At 69.0% G+C, this 21,251-nt stretch carries 17 protein-coding genes; 11 read left to right on the forward strand and 6 right to left on the reverse strand.

The window, feature by feature from the left end; all coding sequences use genetic code 11:
- Window positions 1–185: 185 nt before the first annotated feature.
- The 4 genes from OEIGOIKO_RS00745 (at window position 186) to OEIGOIKO_RS43815 (ending at window position 2,816) form a co-directional block, all read left to right on the forward strand.
- A complete protein-coding gene (locus tag OEIGOIKO_RS00745; protein ID WP_125050807.1) occupies window positions 186–608 on the forward strand; it encodes a MarR family winged helix-turn-helix transcriptional regulator in 423 nt (140 codons plus the stop codon).
- Window positions 609–687: 79 nt separating this feature from the next.
- Window positions 688–1,809 carry an IS630 family transposase gene (locus tag OEIGOIKO_RS00750; RefSeq protein ID WP_125050809.1) on the forward strand — a complete coding sequence of 374 codons (1,122 nt, stop codon included), beginning with the start codon at window positions 688–690 and terminating at the stop codon, window positions 1,807–1,809.
- Window positions 1,810–2,274: 465 nt separating this feature from the next.
- Complete coding sequence (locus OEIGOIKO_RS00755) at window positions 2,275–2,541, forward strand: hypothetical protein (RefSeq protein ID WP_125050811.1); 267 nt, start codon at window positions 2,275–2,277, stop codon at window positions 2,539–2,541.
- Window positions 2,538–2,816 (forward strand): S26 family signal peptidase, encoded by a 279-nt coding sequence (locus OEIGOIKO_RS43815; RefSeq protein ID WP_359875430.1) that lies wholly within the window; start codon window positions 2,538–2,540, stop codon window positions 2,814–2,816. Before OEIGOIKO_RS00755 ends, OEIGOIKO_RS43815 begins: the two co-directional genes overlap by 4 nt.
- Before the next feature lie 79 nt (window positions 2,817–2,895).
- Here the strand turns inward: OEIGOIKO_RS43815 and OEIGOIKO_RS00760 are convergent, their stop codons facing one another.
- From OEIGOIKO_RS00760 to OEIGOIKO_RS00775, 3 genes are all read right to left on the reverse strand, one after another.
- Window positions 2,896–3,333 (reverse strand): hypothetical protein, encoded by a 438-nt coding sequence (locus tag OEIGOIKO_RS00760; protein ID WP_125050813.1) that lies wholly within the window; start codon window positions 3,331–3,333, stop codon window positions 2,896–2,898.
- Between the two features lie 1,124 nt (window positions 3,334–4,457).
- The gene (locus OEIGOIKO_RS00770; RefSeq protein ID WP_125050815.1) at window positions 4,458–6,191 is read right to left on the reverse strand and encodes a BCCT family transporter; all 1,734 of its coding nucleotides are present in this window, start codon (window positions 6,189–6,191) and stop codon (window positions 4,458–4,460) included.
- A gap of 262 nt (window positions 6,192–6,453) precedes the next feature.
- Window positions 6,454–7,020 carry a hypothetical protein gene (locus OEIGOIKO_RS00775; protein WP_125050817.1) on the reverse strand — a complete coding sequence of 189 codons (567 nt, stop codon included), beginning with the start codon at window positions 7,018–7,020 and terminating at the stop codon, window positions 6,454–6,456.
- Between the two features lie 709 nt (window positions 7,021–7,729).
- Here OEIGOIKO_RS00775 and OEIGOIKO_RS00780 point away from each other — a divergent pair.
- The 5 genes from OEIGOIKO_RS00780 to OEIGOIKO_RS00800 all read left to right on the forward strand — a co-directional run bounded on the left by OEIGOIKO_RS00780 (window position 7,730) and on the right by OEIGOIKO_RS00800 (window position 14,912).
- Window positions 7,730–10,936 (forward strand): S41 family peptidase, encoded by a 3,207-nt coding sequence (locus tag OEIGOIKO_RS00780; protein WP_125050820.1) that lies wholly within the window; start codon window positions 7,730–7,732, stop codon window positions 10,934–10,936.
- A 585-nt stretch (window positions 10,937–11,521) separates the two neighbouring features.
- Window positions 11,522–12,187 carry a class I SAM-dependent methyltransferase gene (locus OEIGOIKO_RS00785; RefSeq protein ID WP_125050822.1) on the forward strand — a complete coding sequence of 222 codons (666 nt, stop codon included), beginning with the start codon at window positions 11,522–11,524 and terminating at the stop codon, window positions 12,185–12,187.
- A gap of 75 nt (window positions 12,188–12,262) precedes the next feature.
- A complete protein-coding gene (locus OEIGOIKO_RS00790; RefSeq protein WP_170251454.1) occupies window positions 12,263–13,510 on the forward strand; it encodes a glycosyltransferase family 4 protein in 1,248 nt (415 codons plus the stop codon).
- Window positions 13,511–13,949: 439 nt separating this feature from the next.
- On the forward strand, window positions 13,950–14,540 hold the full coding sequence (locus OEIGOIKO_RS00795) for a TetR/AcrR family transcriptional regulator (protein ID WP_125050826.1): 591 nt from the start codon (window positions 13,950–13,952) through the stop codon (window positions 14,538–14,540).
- 3 nt (window positions 14,541–14,543) lie between these two features.
- On the forward strand, window positions 14,544–14,912 hold the full coding sequence (locus OEIGOIKO_RS00800; RefSeq protein ID WP_125050828.1) for a DoxX family protein: 369 nt from the start codon (window positions 14,544–14,546) through the stop codon (window positions 14,910–14,912).
- Window positions 14,913–15,094: 182 nt separating this feature from the next.
- Here the strand turns inward: OEIGOIKO_RS00800 and OEIGOIKO_RS00805 are convergent, their stop codons facing one another.
- From OEIGOIKO_RS00805 to OEIGOIKO_RS00815, 3 genes are all read right to left on the reverse strand, one after another.
- Window positions 15,095–16,084 carry a PI-PLC domain-containing protein gene (locus OEIGOIKO_RS00805; RefSeq protein ID WP_125050830.1) on the reverse strand — a complete coding sequence of 330 codons (990 nt, stop codon included), beginning with the start codon at window positions 16,082–16,084 and terminating at the stop codon, window positions 15,095–15,097.
- A gap of 837 nt (window positions 16,085–16,921) precedes the next feature.
- Window positions 16,922–18,127, reverse strand: a complete 1,206-nt coding sequence (locus tag OEIGOIKO_RS00810) for a DUF6895 family protein (protein WP_125050832.1) — start codon at window positions 18,125–18,127, stop codon at window positions 16,922–16,924.
- The gene (locus OEIGOIKO_RS00815) at window positions 18,120–18,371 is read right to left on the reverse strand and encodes a hypothetical protein (RefSeq protein ID WP_031009740.1); all 252 of its coding nucleotides are present in this window, start codon (window positions 18,369–18,371) and stop codon (window positions 18,120–18,122) included. Before OEIGOIKO_RS00815 ends, OEIGOIKO_RS00810 begins: the two co-directional genes overlap by 8 nt.
- Before the next feature lie 497 nt (window positions 18,372–18,868).
- Here OEIGOIKO_RS00815 and OEIGOIKO_RS00820 point away from each other — a divergent pair, with 497 nt between their 5' ends.
- Together OEIGOIKO_RS00820 and OEIGOIKO_RS00825 are read left to right on the forward strand one after the other, a co-directional pair.
- Window positions 18,869–19,717, forward strand: coding sequence for a methyltransferase domain-containing protein (locus OEIGOIKO_RS00820; protein ID WP_125050834.1), 849 nt, complete (start codon window positions 18,869–18,871; stop codon window positions 19,715–19,717).
- A 162-nt stretch (window positions 19,718–19,879) separates the two neighbouring features.
- The gene (locus OEIGOIKO_RS00825) at window positions 19,880–20,851 is read left to right on the forward strand and encodes an alpha/beta fold hydrolase (RefSeq protein ID WP_125050836.1); all 972 of its coding nucleotides are present in this window, start codon (window positions 19,880–19,882) and stop codon (window positions 20,849–20,851) included.
- Window positions 20,852–21,251: the final 400 nt, after the last annotated feature.

Genomic DNA, 21,251 nt, shown 5'->3' on the forward strand with positions numbered 1-21,251 from the left:
GCCCCGGCTGCGACAACGCTGGCGCTGAGCCCGACGGGGCAAAACCATACAGCAATGCTGCTCAGTTTTGCTGACCAGTCTGGCTGCGCAGCTTTGCTGTGCAGCATTGCTGTACAGTGGTGCCGTACAGCGCTCCTGTGCAGGTCAGGTGCGCAGCATTGCTGACCAACGGGGTAAAGTGCCCTATGCCCACCCCGGAAGCCGCCGCTGTCGCCGCCGAACTGCGTACCGCGATGAGCAAGCTCACCCGACGCGTCAAACACGAGGACCGCATCCCCCTCGGGCAGATCGCCGTGCTCGGCACCCTCGACCGCGAGGGCGCCATGACCACCAGCGATCTCGCCGCTGATCAGCGCGTTCGCCCCCAGTCGATGGCCCGGGCGGTCGGGCTGCTCATGGAACAGAACCTGATCACGCGCCGGGCGCACCCCACAGACGGCCGCAAGTCACTGGTCGAACTGTCGGACGAGGGCCGGGCCGCACTCGAAGCGGAGCGCGGCCGCAGGGCGGGCTGGCTCGCACAGGCCATCGAGGCCGAACTCACGGATGAGGAAAGAGCGTTGCTGGCACGCAGCGCTGCGCTGCTGGACCGGCTCGCCACCCGCTAGTGCTGTGACCGGGAAGGTTTGCCGGGTTGTCGGTTGTGCTAGTCGGGTGTGAGGACGCCGACTGGCATGGGAGGCGGGTATGGCTTTACCGGTCAAGGTCCGCAGGCTGACTGAGCAGGAAGGACAGAAGCTCCAGCACATCGTTCGGCGGGGCAGCACGGACTCGGTGCGATTCCGGCGGGCGATGATGCTGCTGGCCTCGGCCGGCGGCAGCACGGTCCCAGTGATCGCGCACCTGGTCCAGGCGGACGAGGACACCGTCCGTGACGTGATCCACCGCTTCAACGAGATCGGGCTCGCATGCCTGGACCCTCAGTGGACGGGAGGCCGTCCCCGCCTGCTGAGCGGTGACGACGAGGACTTCGTCGTCCGGACGGCCGCCACCCGCCCCACTGTGCTGGGCAAGCCCTTCACCCGCTGGTCGGTCCGCAAACTCGCCGATCACCTGCGCCGCGACGCCGCCAGGCCCGTCCGGATCGGCCGGGAGACACTGCGCTGCCTGCTGGCCCGCCGGGGGATCTCCTTCCAGCGCACCAAGACCTGGAAGGAGTCCCCGGACCCGACGTTCGACGCCAAGCTGGAACACATCGAGTACGCGCTCAATGAGCGCGCGGACCGCACGTTCGCGTTCGACGAGTTCGGGCCGCTGGGCATCCGCCCCACTGCCGGCTCCTGCTGGGCCGGACGCGGCAGGCCCGAGCGGCTGCCGGCCACGTTCCGCCGCACCCACGGCATCACCTACTTCCACGGCTGCTACTCGGTCGGCGACGACAAACTGTGGGGCGTCAACCGCAAGCGCAAAGGCATCGACCATACCTGGGCCGCCCTGCGGTCGATCCGCGCGGCCCGCCCCGACGGCGCCCCGGTCTACGTGATCCTCGACAACCTCTCCGCCCACCTGAACTGGCGCATCCGCAGGTGGGCAGTCCGCAAGAACGTCGAGCTGTGCTTCACCCCGACCTATGCGTCGTGGGCCAACCCCATCGAGGCCCACTTCGGGCCCCTGCGGCAGTTCACCCTCGCCAACTCCGACCATCCAAACCACACCGTCCAGACCAGAGCCCTGCACGCCTACCTGCGCTGGCGCAACCAGCACACCCGTCACCCCGACATCCTCGCCGCCCAACGACGCGAACGCGCCCGCATCCGCAGCGAAAAAGGCGTCCGCTGGGGCGGCAGACCATTGCCTGCCGCGGCCTGACCACCAACCCGGCAAACCTTCCAGGTCACAGCACTAGCCGAGCCATTTCCATGTGATCAGCGGTTGGGGGCCTGACGAGATCGGCGCGCCTCGTCGCCGGCTCTGCGCGTGTGCGCGGGGGCGTGCGCGTGGGGAGGGTGGCAACTCTCGGCCATACTGCGCTGCCGGTCCTCCGCAGCGTGGAGCAGAAAGGGATCCGGAATGCAGCAGGTAAGTCGTCCAATGCGGTCCTGCGGCGTGGTCGAGGACTACGAGACGCCGACCTCATCGTTGTCCTGTCCGAAGGCGGATCGTGGAACAAGGCGACCACGCCGCTCTGCTGGCGTCCGGTGGCGAGTACGCCCGCTTGTTCGCCCTCCAAGCATCCGGCTACCGCGACGGGCTCCAGTCCCCGTCCACCCCGCTACATCCGTTACGCACCAACACCGACACCGCTCCCCACCCCACCACGACAACAGGAGACCGATGACCGCCGCCGGACTCCCCCTCCTCGTACTCGGCACGGTCTCCACGGCCGTTCTGCTGCGCCGCGCGCTGGTGTCGGTGACGGTACGCGGTACGAGCATGGAGCCCGCCTACCACGACACGACCGGGTCCTGGTGCTGCGCGGCCGTACCCCGACCGCAGGCCACGTGGTTGTCCTGGAACGGCCAGGCCCCGAACGCCTATGGTCGCGGCCGCCGCTCCCGCCGTGGGCAGGAGCCGCCGCAGTCTCCGGTCGGCACTGGATGATCAAACGTGTGCGCGCGGCGCCCGGTGATGTCCTCACCCTCCAGGACGCAGCCGCTTTCCCACTGCTGCAACCGGGCCGCGTACCTTCCGGCCGTCTCGTGCTCCTCGGTGACAACCACCGTTCCAGCCTCGATTCACGGCAGGTGGGCTACTCTCCCACCGCCCGCGTGCTCGGCATCGCCCTCCTCGCCCGACCAGGGCGGGCAGCGACGGCAACAGCGGCAATCACGGCAACGGCAGAGGAAGTGGCAGAGGTAGAGGCCCAAGGCTGCTAAGACTTTCCCCCACGTCCGTAGCCCGACTCCCGAATGCGATACACCCGGGGGACACCCGAGGGACTCCCGCCGAAGGCAGTCAGCCTCCGTCGCCCTTACTTTTCCTGCCACTCGCCCCCTTGGCCAGGAAAACGGTGCGCATCGACGGGAGGATTCCCCTGCCTCCGCTTTTCGTACGGGCACCTCCATTTCCCGTACGGGCGGGCGCGGTGAGACCACTGCGCGTCTCCTCGGCGGCGACAAGAGCGTACGCTCGGGCGAGGTCTTTGAGCGCCTTGCAGGATCGCCCCCTGCGTTTGGCCTTGCTGATGGCAGTGGCCTCACCGGCGATGGCTTTGAGGAGTTTCTTGCGGGCCGAGCTCGCGGGCGTGCGGGGAGCCGACGTCAGTACACGGTCTGCGTCTGCCGTCCCGGACGCACGGTCGACGCCGATGCCGATGCCGACGCCGATGCCGACGCTTCCGTCGGCCTGTTCCGTGAACGGCTTGTCCTTGGGCCCGGTCTTCTTCTTGGTCATACTGGTTCCTGTTCTTTTCACCTGGCGATGCTCCGCCCTGCTGCGGAAGCGGAGTACTGCCTTCACCGGTCGGATGTTCAAAGGGGGTGGTCAATCACGTCGCCCGCTGAGTGACGACCGGTAAGGCGTCGACAAAGCACCGCTCGCCGATTCAGCGGGCGCTGCCGAGAGAGAAGCGTGGTTACGGGGAGAAATGTGCGGCAATCCGGTCGGGGACGGTCGCGTCGCCGCCCACCGGACCACGGTTCGGACGCGCTCCCCGTACCTGAGAATGCGCTGACGTCACCAGCAGTTTCCCCAAAAGCGGGGACGCTTATGCATCCTTACGTATTCCGCCCCCGCAGGAGCCCAGCTCACCACGTGTACCGGCGCACAGCACCGGGCGCTCGCCCGGGAGTTCACCACCGGGAGCGCTCGCGCAGGCGCAGAATGCCCAAAGCGAGAAGACCGAGGGCCACGCCGGCCGGCGTCAGTCAGGCCCCAGGGCATGGCGCGCAGCGCTGCGCCGACTGGACCGCGTCGGACGTCCGGATCGAAGGAGGCTTGAACGACCGTGTTTTGCAGTGGAGTTGACGTCAGGGCGGGCTAGGTATCCCGTACACAGTCGCGTGAAGCCTGATGTCCGTACGCAGCCCCGCCGAGCCGCTTGCCCCACGCACACCCGCTTCAGGCCGTGCGTCTCATACGCAACCACGTCAGGCCAGGTGTACGCAGAGAGACCGCACCCCGCTCCCGGTGGAGACCCTGTTCAGCCTGGTGTCCGGGGGCGATGACCGGCACCGGACGGAAGTTCCGACGGCGCGGCGCTCCCGCGCTCGTCCGGTCCAGGCCTGCCGCCTCACGCGCCTCGTATACCTCGTATGCCTTGTCCGCCTTGTCCGCCTTGTCCGCCTCGTACGCCTCGTACGCCTCTGCGGCATCGGTCAGCTCGACCCGTACCTCAGTCAGCAGACCGGCCTTGGCCGCACGCGGCCCGGTCTGCGCGAAAAGGCCCGCCGGCGGCGCTTTCCCGGAGAACCGAGATCACGCAGCCGGCGGGCCCTGATCGGCAAGCGGCCCCGCAACGGCCGTCGGGAGACTCGCCCGCCGGCTCAGCCCTGCGACTCCTACGCCCCCTACGCCCCCTACGACTCCTGCGGCTCTGGCACCGCCGAGGACCGGGGCTCCGGGACCGCCGCTGCCGGGGGTCCCGGGGCCGCCGATGACTGGGGTTCCGGGCCAGCGACCGGCGGCTCCCTCAGCACGATCCCCTGCTCCAGGGCCATCTCCTTGGCCACCCGCGGAGCGGTCCAAAGAGTCGGCAGCATGATGAAGCCGACGGGCACGGCCGTCACGACGATGAATGACTGCAGCGCGGTGATGCCGCCGTCCCCGACGAGGATCAGCACGGCCGCCGCGGCCCCCATGAGCAGGGCCCAGAAGGCACGTACCGCACGGGTGGGCTCGCCGGTCTTCGTCCCGGCGGCAGCGATGCTGTACGACATCGAGTCGGTGGTGGTCACCACGAAGGTGATGGTCAGCAGGAGCAGCGCCACCGCGACGACGGCGCCCATCGGAAGCTGTTCGGCCATGGAGATGACCGCGGCGTCCATCCCGACGGCCTTGAGCGGGCCGGAGATGGTTCCGGGGTTCTGCTGTTCGAGGAAGATGCCGGTGCCGCCGAAGACGGTGAACCAGAACATGGTGGCCAGCGGCGGGATGATCGCGGTGGAGACGACGAGGTCGCGCACCGTACGTCCCTTGGAGATGCGTGCCACGAAGATCGACATCAGGGGCCCGTAGCCCAGGAACCAGCCGAAGAAGAAGACCGTCCAGGAACCCAGCCACGCGTGATCGCCCCGGTTGAGGGCCAGCGGCACGAAGTCCTTCGCGTACTGGCCGAGCCCGCCGAGGAAGGAGTCGAGCACGAAACCGAGGGAGCCGAGCACCAGGAAGACGGCCATCAGGGCGACGGCGAGCCAGATGTTGGCCCTGCTGAAGAACTGGATGCCGCGGTCGATGCCACTGGCGACGGACAGCACGGCGACGACGGTCAGCAGGACGATCACGCCGAGCTGTACGGGGTATCCGCCGGAGATGCCGAACACCTCGGAGAGGCCGTAGGAGACCTGGAGGCCGAGGAAACCGATCGGCCCGACGGTGCCGGCCACCACGGCGATGACGCAGACGATGTCGACGGCGGCGCCCAGCCGGGAGTGCCTGATGCGCTCACCGAGCAACGGGTACAGCAGCGTCCTGGGACGCAGCGGCATGCCGCGCTCCTGGCCCCGGATCATCACGATCGAGGCGAGTGTCCCCAGGACGGCCCAGGCGAGGAAGCCCCAGTGCGCGAAGCTCTGGGAGAGCGCCGCGTCGGCCGCCTGCTGTGTTCCGCTCTTGACTCCCTCGTAGTACGGAGGCGTCTCGACGTAGTGCCGTACGGGCTCACCCGCCGCGAAGAAGACTCCGCCGCCCGCGAGCAACGTCGACATGATCATCGCGACCCACTGGAACCTGCCGTACTCCGGGCGCGCCCCGGCGCCGCCCAGCCGCACCTTCCCGTACCGGGAGAATCCCAGCCACAGCGCGACACCGAACGTCGCCAGCAGCAGCACCTGCCACAGCGGACCGAACCAGCGCGCGACAAAGGTGAAGACCGCGTTGACGGCGTCACCCGTGGCCGTGGGCGCGATCAGCGCGGCCAGGACGAACGCGGTGAGCAGCCCGCCACTGACAGCGAGTACCGGTATGTCGGTGCGCCTGGGCTCTCTGGACGGCGGCGCGACTGCCGTATGGCACGCGTCGTCACCGTCCGTGGTTGATTCCGTCCCGGTGGGGACGGCCGCGCTGGTGGCGGTCGGGGTGTGGGGAGTCGGCATGAGGTTCCTTGCTGGCGGGGTCATTCGCACACGGGGGCATGACGCACCGCAAGGACGCACGCGCTCACGAGACGCAGGACCGCTCGGTGCGCGGGTCAACAGGGAAGGCTGCTATCCATGGGGTGATGCGGTCAAATTCGGGACAGTCGCCCCAAACGTGCCGATGCCTTGGTGACGGGGGTTTCCGCGTCCGGAGGGGCGCCGTGGTTGACGAAGATCACTCTTGGGCTGTGTGGCGCGTACGGACGAACCGTGAGGCGCGTCACGTGCCCTTGGTCACCTGTGGCGCCGCGCCCCGACACGACGGCATACCCCTCTCCGTCTTGCCCTCCGCTGCTCCCGGTCCCCAACCGCGAAAGGCCCGCACAGCGCCCGGATGCCACTGCCCCCGATCCGACGGCAGCACTTCTGCCGACCACCCCAGGGACTGCGCCACACCGACAGCGTGCGCCGCCCCCACTCCGCGGAAGAACCGTACGGGAAGAACGACCGACACCTCCCGCTGCTTCCCTTCCGAGGGGTGGCCGGCGTAGAGCGCCTGGTTGTTCTCCGCCTTCCGCAGACGCCCCCGCAGCCTGTCGTCCGCGTACGCACGCCAGACTTCAGGATCACGCGACCATTCAGCCTTCAGCCGCGACCAGCTCAACAGCCCGCGAAGAGGATTGAACCAGCCTTTGGGCGGATTCAGCCCCGCTGAAGCCAGCACGACCAGCACGCCCAGCGCCAGCGACGCCGCAGCCCAAAGAGGCAGATACACCCACTGCGCAACAAATTGCACAAGCAGGCTCGTCCTGCCCCGCCGATGGCTGGTACCCACAGGTTTGGTCATCCGAACACGTCCCCTCCCCTACTGGGCCGTGCCCAAAAGCCCCGCCCGGCCGACGCCCCTGCCGCTTCGGGCCGCACCGGCAGGCTTCCCGCATTGACGTGCGCAGTGTCGGTGATCCCAACCAGCTGCCCAACCCCGGGCTCGGGCGGTCGCAGCACTCTACCGGCTTCCCTGAACGCCCACGTGCTCCGGGCACATCGCATCATGGCCCGCCTCCGCGATTTCCCGCCCGGCCGCCACCCGGGCATTCAGGCGCTGCACCCACCAGTTGTCAGGGTCCCGCAGATAGCTTGCTGTCCCCGCCCCTGGGGCGGTTTCGATCACATGCATCAAGCTCGACGCCAGTCCGTAGCACCCGGATGCATGATCACCGCTCCCCCGCTCCACCGCTCCCCCCAGCACGTCATACCTGAGCCCCGCAGCGGCCGGACCGGCCGACGGCTCCCCGGTCGGCATCCGGCGCCGTTTCCTCGCGGGCAAAGAGGCCGATGCGCCAGTCTGGTCGCCCCGACGGCGCCAGAATGAGCGGGGAGCCATGCCAGGCGCCAGCACGCAGCGGATCTCTCGTCGAAGGAGGGCCCCTCGTGGTCCCGCTCACGTTCCACGGCTACGACGACAGTGAACCGGGGAGCGCCCGGGCCCCTGTGAAGCGGTACGCCCGCCTCGTCCTTGTCTGGTCAGCCCGTACGTCACCGGCCGGAGGTGCCCGATGACTGCCGCCTATCTCCGATACCCGCACCTGCACGGTGACTTGGTCACGTTCACGGCGGAGGACGATGTCTGGCTCGCCCCGCTCGGCGGCGGCCGGGCCTGGCGGCTGAGCGCCGACAACCGTCCGGTCGCCCGCCCGCGGATATCTCCGGAAGGGACTCACATCGCCTGGGCCTCGACCCGCAACGGCGCGCCCGAGGTGCTGGCCGCGCTGATCGAGGGCGGGCCGGCCGTTCAACTCACCTACTGGGGCAGCCGGGTCACGGTGTGCGGCTGGACGCCGGGCGGCGACGTCGTCGCCATCAGCGCCCACGGGCAGGCCTCTTGGTGCCGCAGATGGGGCCATGCCGTGCCGCTGGACGCGGGGCCGTCCCGCAGGCTTCCCTTCGGTCCGGTCGGCGACATAGTCCACGGGCCCGGCGGTCAAGTCCTGCTGCGCTCCGCCGGGTTCGGCGGGGACGCCTCGTCGTGGAAGCGCTACCGGGGCGGCACGGCGGGCAAGTTGTGGATCGATCACACGGGCGACGGCGCATTCGTACGCTGCCACCAAGACCTGGACGGGAACCTTGAGTATCCGCTCTGGGCCGGGGAGCGCATCGCCTTCCTCTCCGACCACGAGGGGACCGGCGCGCTGTACTCCTCTCGCCCGGACGGCGCGGACCTGCGCCGGCACACCCCGCTCGGCGGGTTCTACGCCCGCCACGCCGCGACCGACGGCACCCGCGTCGTCTACATGTCCGCCGGTGACCTGTGGCTGCTGGACGACCTCGACGGGGCCGGGCCCAGGCTCCTGGACATCCGGCTCGGCGGCCAGCGCACCGACCTCACGCCTCGCCCCCTCACCACCGAGCACAACCTCACCTCGGTGTCCCCCGATCACACCGGGCGCGGCAGCGCCGTCACCGTCCGCGGGACCATTCACTGGATCACCCACCGCGACGGCCCGGCCCGCGCGCTCGCCGCACAGCCCGGCGTACGGGCCCGGCTGCCCCAGACCTTCCGCCTGGACGGGGAGGAGCATGTGGTGTGGGTGTCGGACGCCGACGGCGAGGACGCCCTGGAGTTCGCGCCCGCCGGCGGCATGGCGGACGGCGTGACGCCGCGCCGCCTGGGCAGCGGGGAGCTGGGCCGGGTGCTCGGCCTCACCGTCGCCCCCGACGGCAGCCATGCCGCCGTCTGTGTGCACGACGGGCGCGTCCTGCTGCTGGAACTGACCTCCGGGCACGTACGGGAGATCGACCGCAGCGAGCACGGCGCGGTCACCGGGCTGGTCTTCTCGCCGGACTCGTCCTGGCTCGCCTGGTCCCACCCCGGCCCCGTGCCGCTGCGTCATCTCAAGCTCGCCAACACCTCCGACCTGATGGTCTGTGACGCAACGCCGCTGCGATTCCGGGACTTCTCCCCCGCCTTCACACTCGACGGCAAGCACCTCGCCTTTCTCTCCGAACGTTCCTTCGACCCGGTCTACGACGCGCATGTCTTCGACCTCGCCTTCGTCGGCGCGTGCCGCCCGCATCTGATCGCCCTCGCCGCGACCACGCCGTCCCCCTTCGGCCCGCAGCGCGCCGGCCGCGCAGTCGAGGCCGAGACGAAGGACACGGCAGAGGGGGACGGCACGCCGCCCGTCACCGCCGTCGACCTTGAAGGGCTCAGCGACCGGATCATTCCCTTCCCTGTGGAGGCCGCCCGGTATTCCGCGCTCAGCGCGGCCAAGGACGGTCTCCTCTGGCTGCGCCACCCGGTGCGCGGGGTGCTCGGCGCCGCCCGGGCCACCCCCGACGCCGCCGATCCGAAGAGCACTCTGGAGCGGTACGACTTCGAGAAGCAGAAGTGCGAGGAGCTCGGTTCCGACATCGACTACTTCGCGGTCACCGGGGACGGCAAGCGGCTGCTGCTGCGCTCGGACGGCAAGCTGCGCCTCGTACCGGCCGACCGCCGCCCCTCGAAGGAGGAGAACAGCGACTCCAACATCACCGTCGACCTCACCCGTATCCGGCACACCCTCGATCCGGCTGCCGAATGGCGACAGATGTACGACGAGGCGGGCCGGTTGATACGCGACAACTTCTGGCGCCCCGATCTCGGCGGCATCGACTGGAACGCCGTCCTGGACCGCTACCGCCCGCTGCTGGAGCGCATCGCCACCCACAGCGACCTCATCGACCTCCTCTGGGAGGTCCAGGGTGAACTCGGCACCTCGCACGCGTACGTCTCCCCGACCGGTGGCTACAACAAAGCCACCCGGCAGGGGCTGCTGGGCGCCGACCTCTCCCGTCACGAGGACGGTGCCTGGCGCATCGACCGCGTCCTGCCCTCCGAGACCTCCGACCCCGACGCCCGTTCCCCGCTGGCCGCGCCCGGTGTCGCCGTGCGCGCGGGCGACGCGGTCATCGCCGTCGGCGGCAGGCCCGTCGACCCCACCACCGGGCCGGGCCCGCTCCTGGTCGGCTCGGCGGGACAGCCCGTCGAACTGACGGTCCGCCCGGCGGGCGGCGGGGGTCTGCGCCACGCCGTCGTCGTCCCGGTCGCCGACGAGGGTCCGCTGCGCTACCACGCCTGGGTCGCCGACCGGCGGGCGTACGTCCACGAGGCATCCGGCGGCCGGCTCGGCTACCTCCACGTCCCCGACATGGTGGGCTCGGGCTGGGCCCAGCTCCATCGCGACCTGCGGGTCGAAGTCGCCCGCGACGGGCTGGTGTTGGACGTACGGGAGAACAGCGGCGGCCACACCTCTCAACTCGTGGTCGAGAAACTGGCCCGCCGCGTCATCGGCTGGACACTGCCGCGCGGAGCCCAGCCGTACAGCTATCCGCGCGACGCCCCGCGCGGCCCGATCGTCGCCGTCGCCAACGAGTTCTCCGGCTCCGACGGCGACATCGTCAACGCCGTCGTCAAGGCGCTCGGCATCGGCCCGGTCGTCGGCACCCGGACCTGGGGCGGCGTCATCGGCATCGACTCGCGCTACCACCTCGTCGACGGCACCCTGGTCACGCAGCCCAAGTACGCGTCCTGGTTCGAAGGACACGAGTGGAGCGTCGAGAACCACGGTGTCGAGCCGGACGTGGAGGTCCCCCAGACCCCGCAGGACCACGCCGCCGGCCGCGACCCCCAGCTCGACGAGGCGATCAGGATCGCCCTGGAGGCGCTGCGCCAGAACCCGGCGAAATCGCCGCCCTCGCTGCCTTCACTGCCGGATCGTCCCTGACAGGACCGCGGGGCACGCCGCCTGTGCCGTACGGGTCCATGGACAGCGGCGTCGCCCCGCAAGGTGTCGGCAGGACGGCCGTGGGATGTGCTTCCGACGGCCGGAAGGTGTGGTGCGGGTGCGGAACGTCCGGCAAGCGCGGGACATTGGTATGGACCGCAGTCGGTACGACTCGGGCGTCCCGCCCCGGCAAGCGGGCACCGCACCCGGCGGCAACGCCCGCCGCAGGCTCCCCACCTGCACCTACCTTTTTTACGGTGCCACATTTCCGGACCACCGAAGGAGATCATCGGGCCTGCGCGGCGGCGAGTTTAGCTGCTATTTACAATTGCCCAGTGGACATTCACGAGCGCTGTGCAAGAATTGTCGACGCCCAACTCACATCCCCACGTGGAAACGCGCGAAGACGCGAAATCCTGTGCGCAAACGCGGCCCAGGGGGTGGCAATACTTCCCGGCCGGCTGCTCTGTTCCACCAGCTCCCAGGTGAAGGGTTGCCATGAACGACATGAACCGCGGGTTCCCTACGGCCGGCGTTCGCCATTCTCCCGTCCTTCCACCGGCCGGTGACCCATCAGAACGGACGATGAAGGGCATCTTCGGCGGACTCTACGCCAGCGACTCCTGGAAGCTTTTTCCCGGCGGTGACGGCAAGAACGAGAACCTGTCACGTTCGGGCAGCGGATCCGATCTCGTACAGACCGCGGCCCTCCGTCGGAAACTTCCCGAGCTGATCTCGCAGCTCGGCGTCCACAGCTTCCTCGACATACCGTGCGGGGACTTCTACTGGATGTCCCAGGTGGAGCTCGGAGTGGATGCCTATCTCGGCGCCGACGTCGTCCCCGAAGTCGTCGAACAGAACGAGCGGAAGTTCGGACGGCCGGGCCGCGCTTTCCACGTGCTCGACATCACGCGGAGCCGGATTCCGCAGGTCGACATGATCTTCTCGCGGGACTGTCTCGTGCACTTCAGCGACGCCGACGTACGGGCGGCGTTGCGCAACGTCAAACGCAGCCGCTCCATCTACTTCGCGACGACCACTTTCACCGGCCGGGCCGGTAACGCCGACGACATCGAAACCGGCGGCTGGCGCTCCCTCAACCTGTGCCGTGCGCCGTTCTCGCTTCCCGCTCCCCTGCACCTCATCAACGAGGACTGCACCGAGGTCTACGAGTCGGAGGAAGACGGAGCAAGGGTCGAGCACCGCTTCACCGACAAATCGATCGGTGTCTGGCGGACCGCCGACCTGTAGGCGCTCCGGTCACGGGATGTCACGACAGTAACCAGAGGCCCGGAGTCCATGAACGTACACTTATGTGATTCGCGAATGGCCGGAATACTCGTCATCAACGAGAGGTACTTCCCGGAGAGCGAGCTGGAGCCGGCCCATGTGGGTGCCACCTCGTTCACCCGCTCCGCACTGCGCTGCCTGCGGAACGCCGGTCTTTCCGCCGGGGTGATCCTCTACAAACGGGACGAAGAACTGACGGAGCCCCAGGTCGCTCTCGCACACCGGTCGGGCTTCCGCTGCGCCACTCTCCGCTTCCATTTCGACATGGACGCAGCCGCTGTGAGCAGCGCTGTCGCCGAAGCGGCGGCTCTGCTCTGTCACGAACACGGCTTCAGCGGCCAGGTCATGCTCTACTACCAGACGGATGCCCTGCTCGGTTTTCATCCGCAGGAACTCGCATGCTGCGTGACCCACCACGGGCCTTTCGTCCACGACTTCGTCGGCATGTTCTCGGCGCGGGAGACCGCCCGGGCGTTCGGTGACGCGGCCAAGGCGCTGCACCTGTTCAAGCACCAGGAGCTCGGGGTGAACAGGGTCCGGTCGAACGGGCGCATGTTCGTGCTCCAGCACTCGCGACTGCAGCGGGAGTATCTGGTCAGCCGGGGCGTCGACGAGCGACGGATTCGCGCGGTGCGGCCGCCGATAGCGCCGTCCACGGCACCGGAGCCGCTCCGCGGCCGGCTGAGATCGTTCGCCGAGGAGGCCGAGCTGCTCGTCTTCACCGCTGTCGCACGACTGGACTACTTCAAGAATGTCGAACTCCTCATCAGCGGCTGTGTCCAAGCGCGCAAGCGAGGGGTTCCGCTGCGGATTCTGGTCGCCGGGGACAGCCCCGATGACGCTGCCGCACGGGAGGCACTGCGTGCTCGCGTACCGAGGGAGCACCGCGGGGAATTCCTGGCGGTCGGAAAGCTCTCCAAGACACAGCTCTACGCCCTGTTCGGCTTGGCCCGGTCCAACGGAATCTTCGTCTGCTCCTCACGGTACGAAACTTTGGGCATCACGCCGCTCGAAGCCGCGCTCTCGGGTGTCTGCACCGTGATGCCCGACACCGACAAGGTGGAAGCCCGCAGGTTCTTTCCGGTCGCGCACCGTTTCCTGCCCAGCAGTGACGGTCTGGCCGATGCGATCGAGGCCGTGTACGCAGATCCGTCGGGTGTCCGGCAACTCGGCACAAGGCTGCGGGAGAGCATCGCGGCCGAGATCTCCGAAGAGAACTTCGAACGTGACACGCTCGGCGCCTGGACCCACTTCTCACGAGTCGCCCGGCAGGCGGGCAGGTGACGAAGCGGAAACTCCGTCCGTCCCGGTCGACCGGATGAGTCGCACCGGTGAGGTGCGTATCGCCGCCGCCTTTTCCCGACGGCGGCGACCATTCACCGCGGCCTGCCGGCCGACTGCGGTGAACGTGCCCTGAACGCTCCGCGTGAAGACATGCGATCAAGGTATCGGCCGAGTAACCCGGTACCGGAAACGTAAACCCAGGCGGTGGCGCCGTCGTGGCGCTCCGCGGGCCCTCCGTCAACCAGTGCGCCGCGGCCGGTCGGTAGGAGGCGGGCCGGTTCCTCCGTGGTCGGGGCCGGTCCTCGTCGCACGCCTTCTGCGGCCGGCACCACTGCCGCGTACATGTCGCCGTCGCCGGCCGCCTCGGACTGTACGGACCGACACTCCGTACGGACCGACACCGTTGCGTCGCCGTGGCCACGCCGCCTATATTCTGAACATGTTCGCTGAACGCGTTCAGCCGACTCGCGCTGAACAGAAACGACGCACCACTGCCCGCGTCACCGACGCTGCCGCGCGACTCTTCACCGAGCAGGGCTTCCACGGCACGACGGTGCGCCACATCGCCGCCGCGGCAGGGGTTTCCGTAGGGGCGGTCATGGCGGTCGGGGACAAGGAGTCGCTGCTGAGCCTGGTCTACGACCAGGCCATCGCCGCCCGCATCCCCGCTCCGCCGACGGCGGAGACCACCACTTCCGCGGTCGACTACCTGTCCCGCTACTTCGACCCCTTCCTCGACCTGTTCACCGAGAACGAGGACCTCGCGCGCGCGTACTTCCGGGCCCTGACCCGGAGCCGGCCCGAGAACGCGGCGCTCGGCACACTGCGCACGCTGGCCGAGAACAACCTCACCACCGCGATGGTGAACGCGGGAACGCCGGAGGCCCACGCCAGGCTCGGCGCGCACGTCATGTTCTCCAGCTACCTCGGTGAGCTGATGCTGCTCGCCGCGGGAACCACCGACCCTCGGCAAACGGCTTCCAGGATCCGGAACACCGCTGCGTTCATCACCACGCAGAGCAGGGACTGAGCGATGACTCTCTCCGAACTCCCCTCCCCGGTCTGGCCGGTCCTGGTCCTGCTCGTGATCCAGGCCGGTGACGCCGTGATGATGGTCCGCCCGCCGAAGTTCATAGTCGACTGTCTGGACGGCGTACGGTTCCCGCGTGACTGGTGGTGGACGCTGACCACTGCCAAGGCGGTTTCGGTCTCAGGGCTGGCCGTGGGACTCCGGGTGCCGGGTGTCGCGATGACGACCACCGCTGCGATCGTGGTCTACTTTCTCGCGGCGGGCGCGGCCCATATTCGCGCAAGAGCCCTGAACTCCGCCTTCTGGGTCAACTGTCTCGGCATGCTGCTGCTGTCCCTGGCCGTACTCGTGGTGAGCTTCGTGCGCTGGTGACGACATCGAGCGGATCCTGGGGCCCACGCGGAACAGACAACCGTGAACTGACGCTGAGTAATTGGCGTCTGGCGGTCAGGCGTAGTCGTTGCCTGCCGGGCAGGCCGGAGATCCGTCGGCCGGAGCTCCGGCCGACGGCCCGGGGGGCACAGGGCAGTGCGGTCCTGGCCCGAGGCCGGCCGTTACCTGAACAGGCGGTCCCCGCTGTTGGCCATGCGGTGGGAGCCGCTGTGGCGGTTCACCCAGTCACGGATGAGGTTGATGGCGTTGGCGCACTGCCAGCTGTTGTCGTACTCGCGCTCTCCGGTGAAGGCGGCGTAGCCCGCGATGATGCCGTCCACCTGCGCGTCGCCCAGCAGTTTGTCGACGTACCACGGGTCGTTGTAGGTGGTCGTCCAGGACAGGGTGGCCGCGAGCTGGCCCGCGGCGCGGTCAGCGGCGCCCTTCTTCAGTTCCGCGCAGGTGTTCCACGTGGCTTCCGTGCAGTTGCCGAACCCGTTGGGGATGTTGGTGTCGCCGTAGTCCATCACCCGGCGGCCCTTCGGGAACCCGGCACCGGACTGGTTGAAGGCGTTGCGGACCTTGTCGCGGCTGCCGGTCGTGGTGATGCCCTCCAGCTTGCCGAGCTTGCCCTCCAGGCTCTTCCAGCCCCGGCCGCCGACGTCCGGCGTGTTGCCGCCGTGGTACTCGAAGAAGCCGTAGAGCACCTGGATTCCGGCAGCCGTCAGCCGCTGTGCCTTGTCGCGCAGTCCGGCGACGCTGCACGTACGGTTCTCTGCTTCTCCGCAGTAGTTGGGGTCCTTGATGTCCAGCCAGACCAGCGCCAGCCGGCGCCCCGCGTTGGCGTTGGAGATGATGCGGTCGAGCATGCTGTCGAAGCTGGGGCCCCGGCGGTTGTCACCGGCCGAGGAACAGTCGTGCCAGGCACGCCATTCGTTCGGGTTCCACCAGGCACAGACGTCGATCTCGATGGCGTTGGCACCGTGGCTGATCGCGGCGTCCACGCCGTCCACGGTGTTGACCCGGTGCGCGATGGCGTAGATCGCGTGGCGTTGATCGGCTGCTGCCGCCGGGGTCGTACTGAGCGCGGTGGCACCGAGGATCCCGCACAGTGCCGCTACCAGGGCCCGTACGATCCGTGGGCCGATGCCGTGTCTACGGTGAGTGGTCAAGAAAGGTGCTCCTCATGTCAGTGTGCGGAAGCGGAGAGCTGCGCGGCGGGCAGGGGACGATCCGATGCGTCGACGCGTCCGGCAGGGGACCCCGGACTCGGGAGCTCGGCCGAGCTTCAGTTGAGCGGTGCGCGGCCGCTGTCGCGGCAAAGCGCGACGCCGTGTCTCCGCGCCCTGGTGGGTGTGGGCCCGGTAGGTGCTGTCGCAGTGCCGCGCAGGGTGTCCGCGGCACTGCGGCACCGTCTCCGTCCTTTTGCCGGACGGGGTGCCGCCTCCTCGCACGCCGGTTTCGCCGCCGCTGTCCCCACGGCGCTCCTCTTCTGTGCAACGTGACGGCAACAAGCCGTCTTTCCGCCGCGAAAGTATCGCGCCCGGCGCCGTTCTCGTGACTTGTTATCGGCCTGTTTCCAGCAGCAAATGGCCATTTCGCCGTGCTCGTCGGGCCCGGCGGACCGGACGCTTCCAGTAGGTCCGTGCACGCTGAAACTGACGGCCCCATGCGGCCGTACCGTGGGGAGGTCGTACGGCGCGGGGCCGAAGCCCCGGCAGGAAGGGAGAACAGCGGTCAGTGGCCGGCGGCCTGTCTGATCAAGGCGGCGACGGCCCCTTCGAGGCGCCGGGGCATGGAGGTGGACGGTTTTGTACGACTGCTGCGGCAGGCAGGGAATGCCGGTGCATTTCCTGTGCGGGAAGCGGAGCAGGCGGCGGACATCGACGGGGGCCTCCGCACTGTCCGAGCATGCACCGGTCCTTTCGCTTCTGCTTGCTGATACTGGTTTCGGTTCCCGGAGTGGTCATGGCCCAGCGGGCTCAGGGCGTGGCAGGTGGCCCCGGGAATTACCGGGCCTGTGGGGCGGGCCGGGACGGGACGCCTCGGAGCGCCGCCCGTTGAAGCTTCAGGTAGCGGGTCGCCGCCTCGGCCGTCGGGGTCAGCGGTCCGCCCGCTGCCGTGAGCTGCCCGAGCTGTCGCGTGAGCACGTCGAGCTGGTACTCCCTGGCTGCCAGCGCCAGCGCGGCATCAGCGGCCACGTCGTCCGGAGCGGCGTGCGCGTGCGGCCGTGGCGGTGTGTCGAGCGCGTCGTACAGCACCGCGCAGAGGATTCCGGCGACGAACATCGTGTGATACGTGTGCTGGAAGGAATAGGCGGCGCGGGCCCCAAATGCCAGCTCCTCGTACTCGGGTGTCGAGAACTGCGGGCTCGGCAGATAGCCGAACCGCTCCCACACGCCGGTCAGCAGGTCCCAGCCCGCGCGGGTGTACGCGCAGGTGGTGCCGGGGCGCAGCATCGCGGCGGAGAAGAGCAGTTCGCCGATCAGGTCGAGGTTCTCGTTGCCGAGCTGGAGTGCCAGGCAGGAGTCGAGGGTGGCCAGTACGGCTTCGGTGCTGACCCGCGGATCGACCGTGCGACGCCCGAAATCGGTACCGAACATGACCGCATGGGTGAGTGAGTAGACGTCATTGGGGTGCATTTCGACCGCTGTCTGGTTCGCGTACAGGACGGACCCGGGCGGCGCCTCGACCCCGTACGAGCCCGTGCCGCCCGGGGCGAGCGAGGCGAGCCACTGCTGTTCCATGTAGCGGTAGGGCAGCCGTTCGGGCAGGCAGGGGTGCGTCGCGGCGATCGCCGCCGTGTGAAGCGCGTCGTAGCGAGCGTCGGGGTATCCGATGCGGTCGAGGAGCAGGTGCGAGGTGCCGATCGAGGCGGCGGACTGCGGGAGGCGCGCCAGCATCTCCGCGTTCCGAGCACTTCTGGCGTGCGGCAGGAGGACTTCCGCGAGCGCGTGGACGGCGGCCGCGATACGCGGCTCCGCATGGCTCACCCGGTGACAGGTGAGGGCGAGAAGCGCGGCCTCGACCACGATTTTGTCGTTCATCGAGACAACGGGGTCCTGCTTTCCCCTCCAGTGCTTCTCGTAGGAATGCAGCCGCGGTATGTGCCGCACGGCGAAGTCGAGGACGTCGCACATCCGGCCGCGGAGGTACGTCCCGTCCGCGGCGGTGCCCGCCGGCGAACCGGCGGGCACCTGGTCCTGGCTAGGCAAGGTCGCTCCGCACGCTCTCCGCGACCGAGTCGGAATCCTCCGTCGGCTGCGGAATCCCCTGGGTCGCGAGGAAGTACTCGTTGCAGCACAGGACGTGGAGGTCCGGGTCCGCGGGCCCGTCGTCCAGCATCCCCGCCTGCGACTCCACCAGCTTCCCGAGGGTCATGCCTCCGTCGATCACGCCCGCCTCGATGAGTCCGGAGACCATCTTGGCGACCTCGCTGTGCGTCAGGCTCTCTTTCATGTTCGCTCTCTTTCGTGGTGCGTGTTCTGTAGTGCGTGTTCGGTGTTGCGTGTCCCGGCTTCCGGCCTTCGGCTTGTGGCTTCCGGCTTCCGTCGGTGTTCTCCTGCGTTGTTCGGTGGGACGGCAGCGACGGATTGCGTGAGCGGGTGAACGCGACTGTGCTGTGACAAAGTCCGCAAGTGGAGCCGCGTTCTCAACGGGCTCCGTGTTCTCCGAAGCGAGTTCCGGTACGCGAGTTACCGCCTTTCGCACACGAACGTTCCGCTTCGGGATTCCCACGCGTAGCTCAACCGGTCAGCGGTGACGACATCCGAATGGTCCGTATCAATGCCGTAGCCGCCGCAGCCGCGCACGGATGGCTACGGAGCGGGCACGAGGGCTGTTGAGAGGAGCGGTTCGGGTGTGCTTGCGGAGTGGTTCGGGTGTGCTTGCGGAGCGGTTCGCGATCCGGTCCCGGAACCCCGGCCCCCAGGCGCGCCGCGTGCGATGATCCGCTCATGACACGCAACAGCTCCGACAACGAGTACCTCCTGGACAACCAGCAGGCCGAAGCGGGTGAGCGGTTCGCGGCGCTGTCGGTGCTCTTCGATCCGTCGACGTTCCGGCACTTCGAGACGGTCGGGGTCGGCGCAGGGTGGCGGTGCTGGGAGGTCGGTGCCGGTGGGCACACGGTTCCTGCCTGGCTGGCCGAGCGTGTCGGACCGGCCGGGTACGTGGTGGCCACCGACATCGACACCTCCTGGATGCGCGAGGCAGCGGGCTACGAGGTGCTGCGCCACGACGTGGCGGCCCAGGCGCCGCCGGAGGGAGGCCCTTTCGACTTGATCCATGCCCGGCTCGTCCTGGTCCACGTCGCCGACCGGCACCAGGCCCTGCGGTCCATGGTCGAGGCACTGCGTCCCGGCGGGTGGCTGGTGGTGGAGGACGGCGACCCGGCGTTGCTGCCCCTGATCTGTCCCGACGAGTACGGGCCCGAGCAGGAGCTGGCCAACAGACTGCGTCGCGGCTTCCGCGAGTTGCTGCGGCAGCGCGGCGCGGACCTGGCGTACGGGCGCAAGCTGCCGCGGCTGTTGCGGGAGGCCGGACTGGCCGGGGTCGAGGCCGACGCCTACTTCCCGATCGCTTCCCCCGCGTCCTCCGAGCTGGAGCGGGCCAGCGTCCAACAGGTCCGCGACAAGCTCGTCGCGGCGGGGGCGGCCACCGATGAGGAGATCGACCGGCACCTGGCGAACATTGCCGCCGGTGCCCTCGACCTGGCCACCGCGCCGATGGTGTCCGCCTGGGGCCGCCGCCCGGTGTCGGCAGTCGGAGACGGAGACGGAGTCGGAGTCGGAGTCGGCTTGTGAGGTTCGCTCCCCACTGCAACCGTCCCGACTGAAGGCGCTCCGCGCCCGCTCCCTCATTCATTCTGCCGAACCATTGCGCCATGTTCGATTCCGCGAGTCGGAATTGCCAGTATGTTTACGCTCATCCAGCTTCTTTCGATCGGGTGTCGGGGTGGTTCGGTGATGGGTGAACAGCTGGCGCTGAATGTCGGCCCGTCACGGATGGAGATGGCGTACGAATGCCTCGGGGACGATCACGCGCCGCCCGTGTTGCTGGTGATGGGCGGCGGTGCGCAGATGATCGCCTGGCCGGAGGAGTTCTGTGCCGAGCTGGTCCGCCGCGGTCTTCGAGTGATCCGGTTCGACAATCGGGACGCCGGGCGGTCGTCGCGCTTCCCCGACCTGCCCGGCCCCAGCCTGCCCGGCCCCGACCTGCCCGGACCGAACCCGCCGGGTCCCGACCTGCACACGGCGCTGAACGCCGACTTCCCCCTGGCGCCCTACACATTGTCGGACATGGCCGACGACATCGTCGGTCTCCTCGACGTGCTGCAGGTGCGGAGCGCCCATCTGGTGGGCGCGTCGCTGGGCGGGATGATCGCCCAGACCATGGCCGTCGAGCACCCCGAGCGCACCCGCTCACTGACCTCGATGATGTCCAGCACCGGTGACCGCACCGTGGGCCGCCCCGACGCCACCGTGCTCGCCGGGCTGGGAACGCCTCCGCAGGACCGCCGGAGCTTCATCGCCTGGCAGGTCCGGGCCCTACGGGCCGTGGCGTCGCCGGGATTCGCGTTCGACGAAGCCGCGGCCACGGAGCGGGCCGAGCGTGCCTACGACCGGGGGCACGACCCGGCCGGCATGGTGCGTCAGTTCGCCGCGGCCATGGCCTCCGGCGACCGTACGGCACGGCTGCGGTCGGTACGGGTCCCGGCGCTCGTCATCCACGGCACCGACGACGTACTGATCGACATGGCCGGCGGGCGAGCCACCGCCGCGGCCGTTCCCGGCGCCGAGCTGGCCATCATCGACGGAATGGGACACAGCATCCCCCGCGAACTGTGTCCCCAACTCGTCATGCTCATCGCCCACCTGATCCACCGTGTGGAGACGGCGCCGCGACGGCGCGCCGGAGATCCGCTCCGGGTCGGTTGACAGCCGAGCGGGCGGAGCTGTCCTTTTGGCCCGTCCTCGGTGATGTGGAGGCAGGCAGCCCCGTCGACCGGCCCCGGATATTTCTTCATCCCTGCCCTCCTTCCGCCTTTTCCCTACCGCTCAAGAATTGAGGGAACAAAAGTGCTCGGCAGACGTCCACGCGCCGCATGGCTCACCGGACTGGCCGCGACCGCCGTCGCGGCCGGCGCCCTGGTCGCCCCGCAGTGGCTGCTCACGGCCGCCAGCTGCTTCGCCGACAACCCCGGCCAGGACAAGGTCGCCGCCGGCAAGCCCAAGTGGGCGCCCTCGGCGACCGTCAGCCGAACCGACCTGTCCGGCAAGGGCGGGCAGGTGCGCACCGTCACTGCATCAACAGCTCCGGCGGCCTGTACCTCTACCC

Source organism: Streptomyces paromomycinus (assembly GCF_003865155.1).
Classification (GTDB): Bacteria; Actinomycetota; Actinomycetes; order Streptomycetales; family Streptomycetaceae; genus Streptomyces; species Streptomyces chrestomyceticus.

What these genes read in the sequence shown, in the direction of transcription:
- OEIGOIKO_RS00770 (WP_125050815.1), bottom strand. Translation starts at nt 6,191, where the DNA reads ATGCCGACTCCCCACACCCCGACCGCCACCAGCGCGGCCGTCCCCACC.
- OEIGOIKO_RS00745 (WP_125050807.1), top strand. Translation starts at nt 186, where the DNA reads ATGCCCACCCCGGAAGCCGCCGCTGTCGCCGCCGAACTGCGTACCGCG.
- OEIGOIKO_RS00750 (WP_125050809.1), top strand. Translation starts at nt 688, where the DNA reads ATGGCTTTACCGGTCAAGGTCCGCAGGCTGACTGAGCAGGAAGGACAG.
- OEIGOIKO_RS00820 (WP_125050834.1), top strand. Translation starts at nt 18,869, where the DNA reads ATGACACGCAACAGCTCCGACAACGAGTACCTCCTGGACAACCAGCAG.
- OEIGOIKO_RS00825 (WP_125050836.1), top strand. Translation starts at nt 19,880, where the DNA reads ATGGGTGAACAGCTGGCGCTGAATGTCGGCCCGTCACGGATGGAGATG.
- OEIGOIKO_RS00790 (WP_170251454.1), top strand. Translation starts at nt 12,263, where the DNA reads ATGGCCGGAATACTCGTCATCAACGAGAGGTACTTCCCGGAGAGCGAG.
- OEIGOIKO_RS00775 (WP_125050817.1), bottom strand. Translation starts at nt 7,020, where the DNA reads ATGACCAAACCTGTGGGTACCAGCCATCGGCGGGGCAGGACGAGCCTG.
- OEIGOIKO_RS00755 (WP_125050811.1), top strand. Translation starts at nt 2,275, where the DNA reads ATGACCGCCGCCGGACTCCCCCTCCTCGTACTCGGCACGGTCTCCACG.
- OEIGOIKO_RS00815 (WP_031009740.1), bottom strand. Translation starts at nt 18,371, where the DNA reads ATGAAAGAGAGCCTGACGCACAGCGAGGTCGCCAAGATGGTCTCCGGA.
- OEIGOIKO_RS00760 (WP_125050813.1), bottom strand. Translation starts at nt 3,333, where the DNA reads ATGACCAAGAAGAAGACCGGGCCCAAGGACAAGCCGTTCACGGAACAG.
- OEIGOIKO_RS43815 (WP_359875430.1), top strand. Translation starts at nt 2,538, where the DNA reads ATGATCAAACGTGTGCGCGCGGCGCCCGGTGATGTCCTCACCCTCCAG.
- OEIGOIKO_RS00800 (WP_125050828.1), top strand. Translation starts at nt 14,544, where the DNA reads ATGACTCTCTCCGAACTCCCCTCCCCGGTCTGGCCGGTCCTGGTCCTG.
- OEIGOIKO_RS00785 (WP_125050822.1), top strand. Translation starts at nt 11,522, where the DNA reads ATGAAGGGCATCTTCGGCGGACTCTACGCCAGCGACTCCTGGAAGCTT.
- OEIGOIKO_RS00795 (WP_125050826.1), top strand. Translation starts at nt 13,950, where the DNA reads ATGTTCGCTGAACGCGTTCAGCCGACTCGCGCTGAACAGAAACGACGC.
- OEIGOIKO_RS00780 (WP_125050820.1), top strand. Translation starts at nt 7,730, where the DNA reads ATGACTGCCGCCTATCTCCGATACCCGCACCTGCACGGTGACTTGGTC.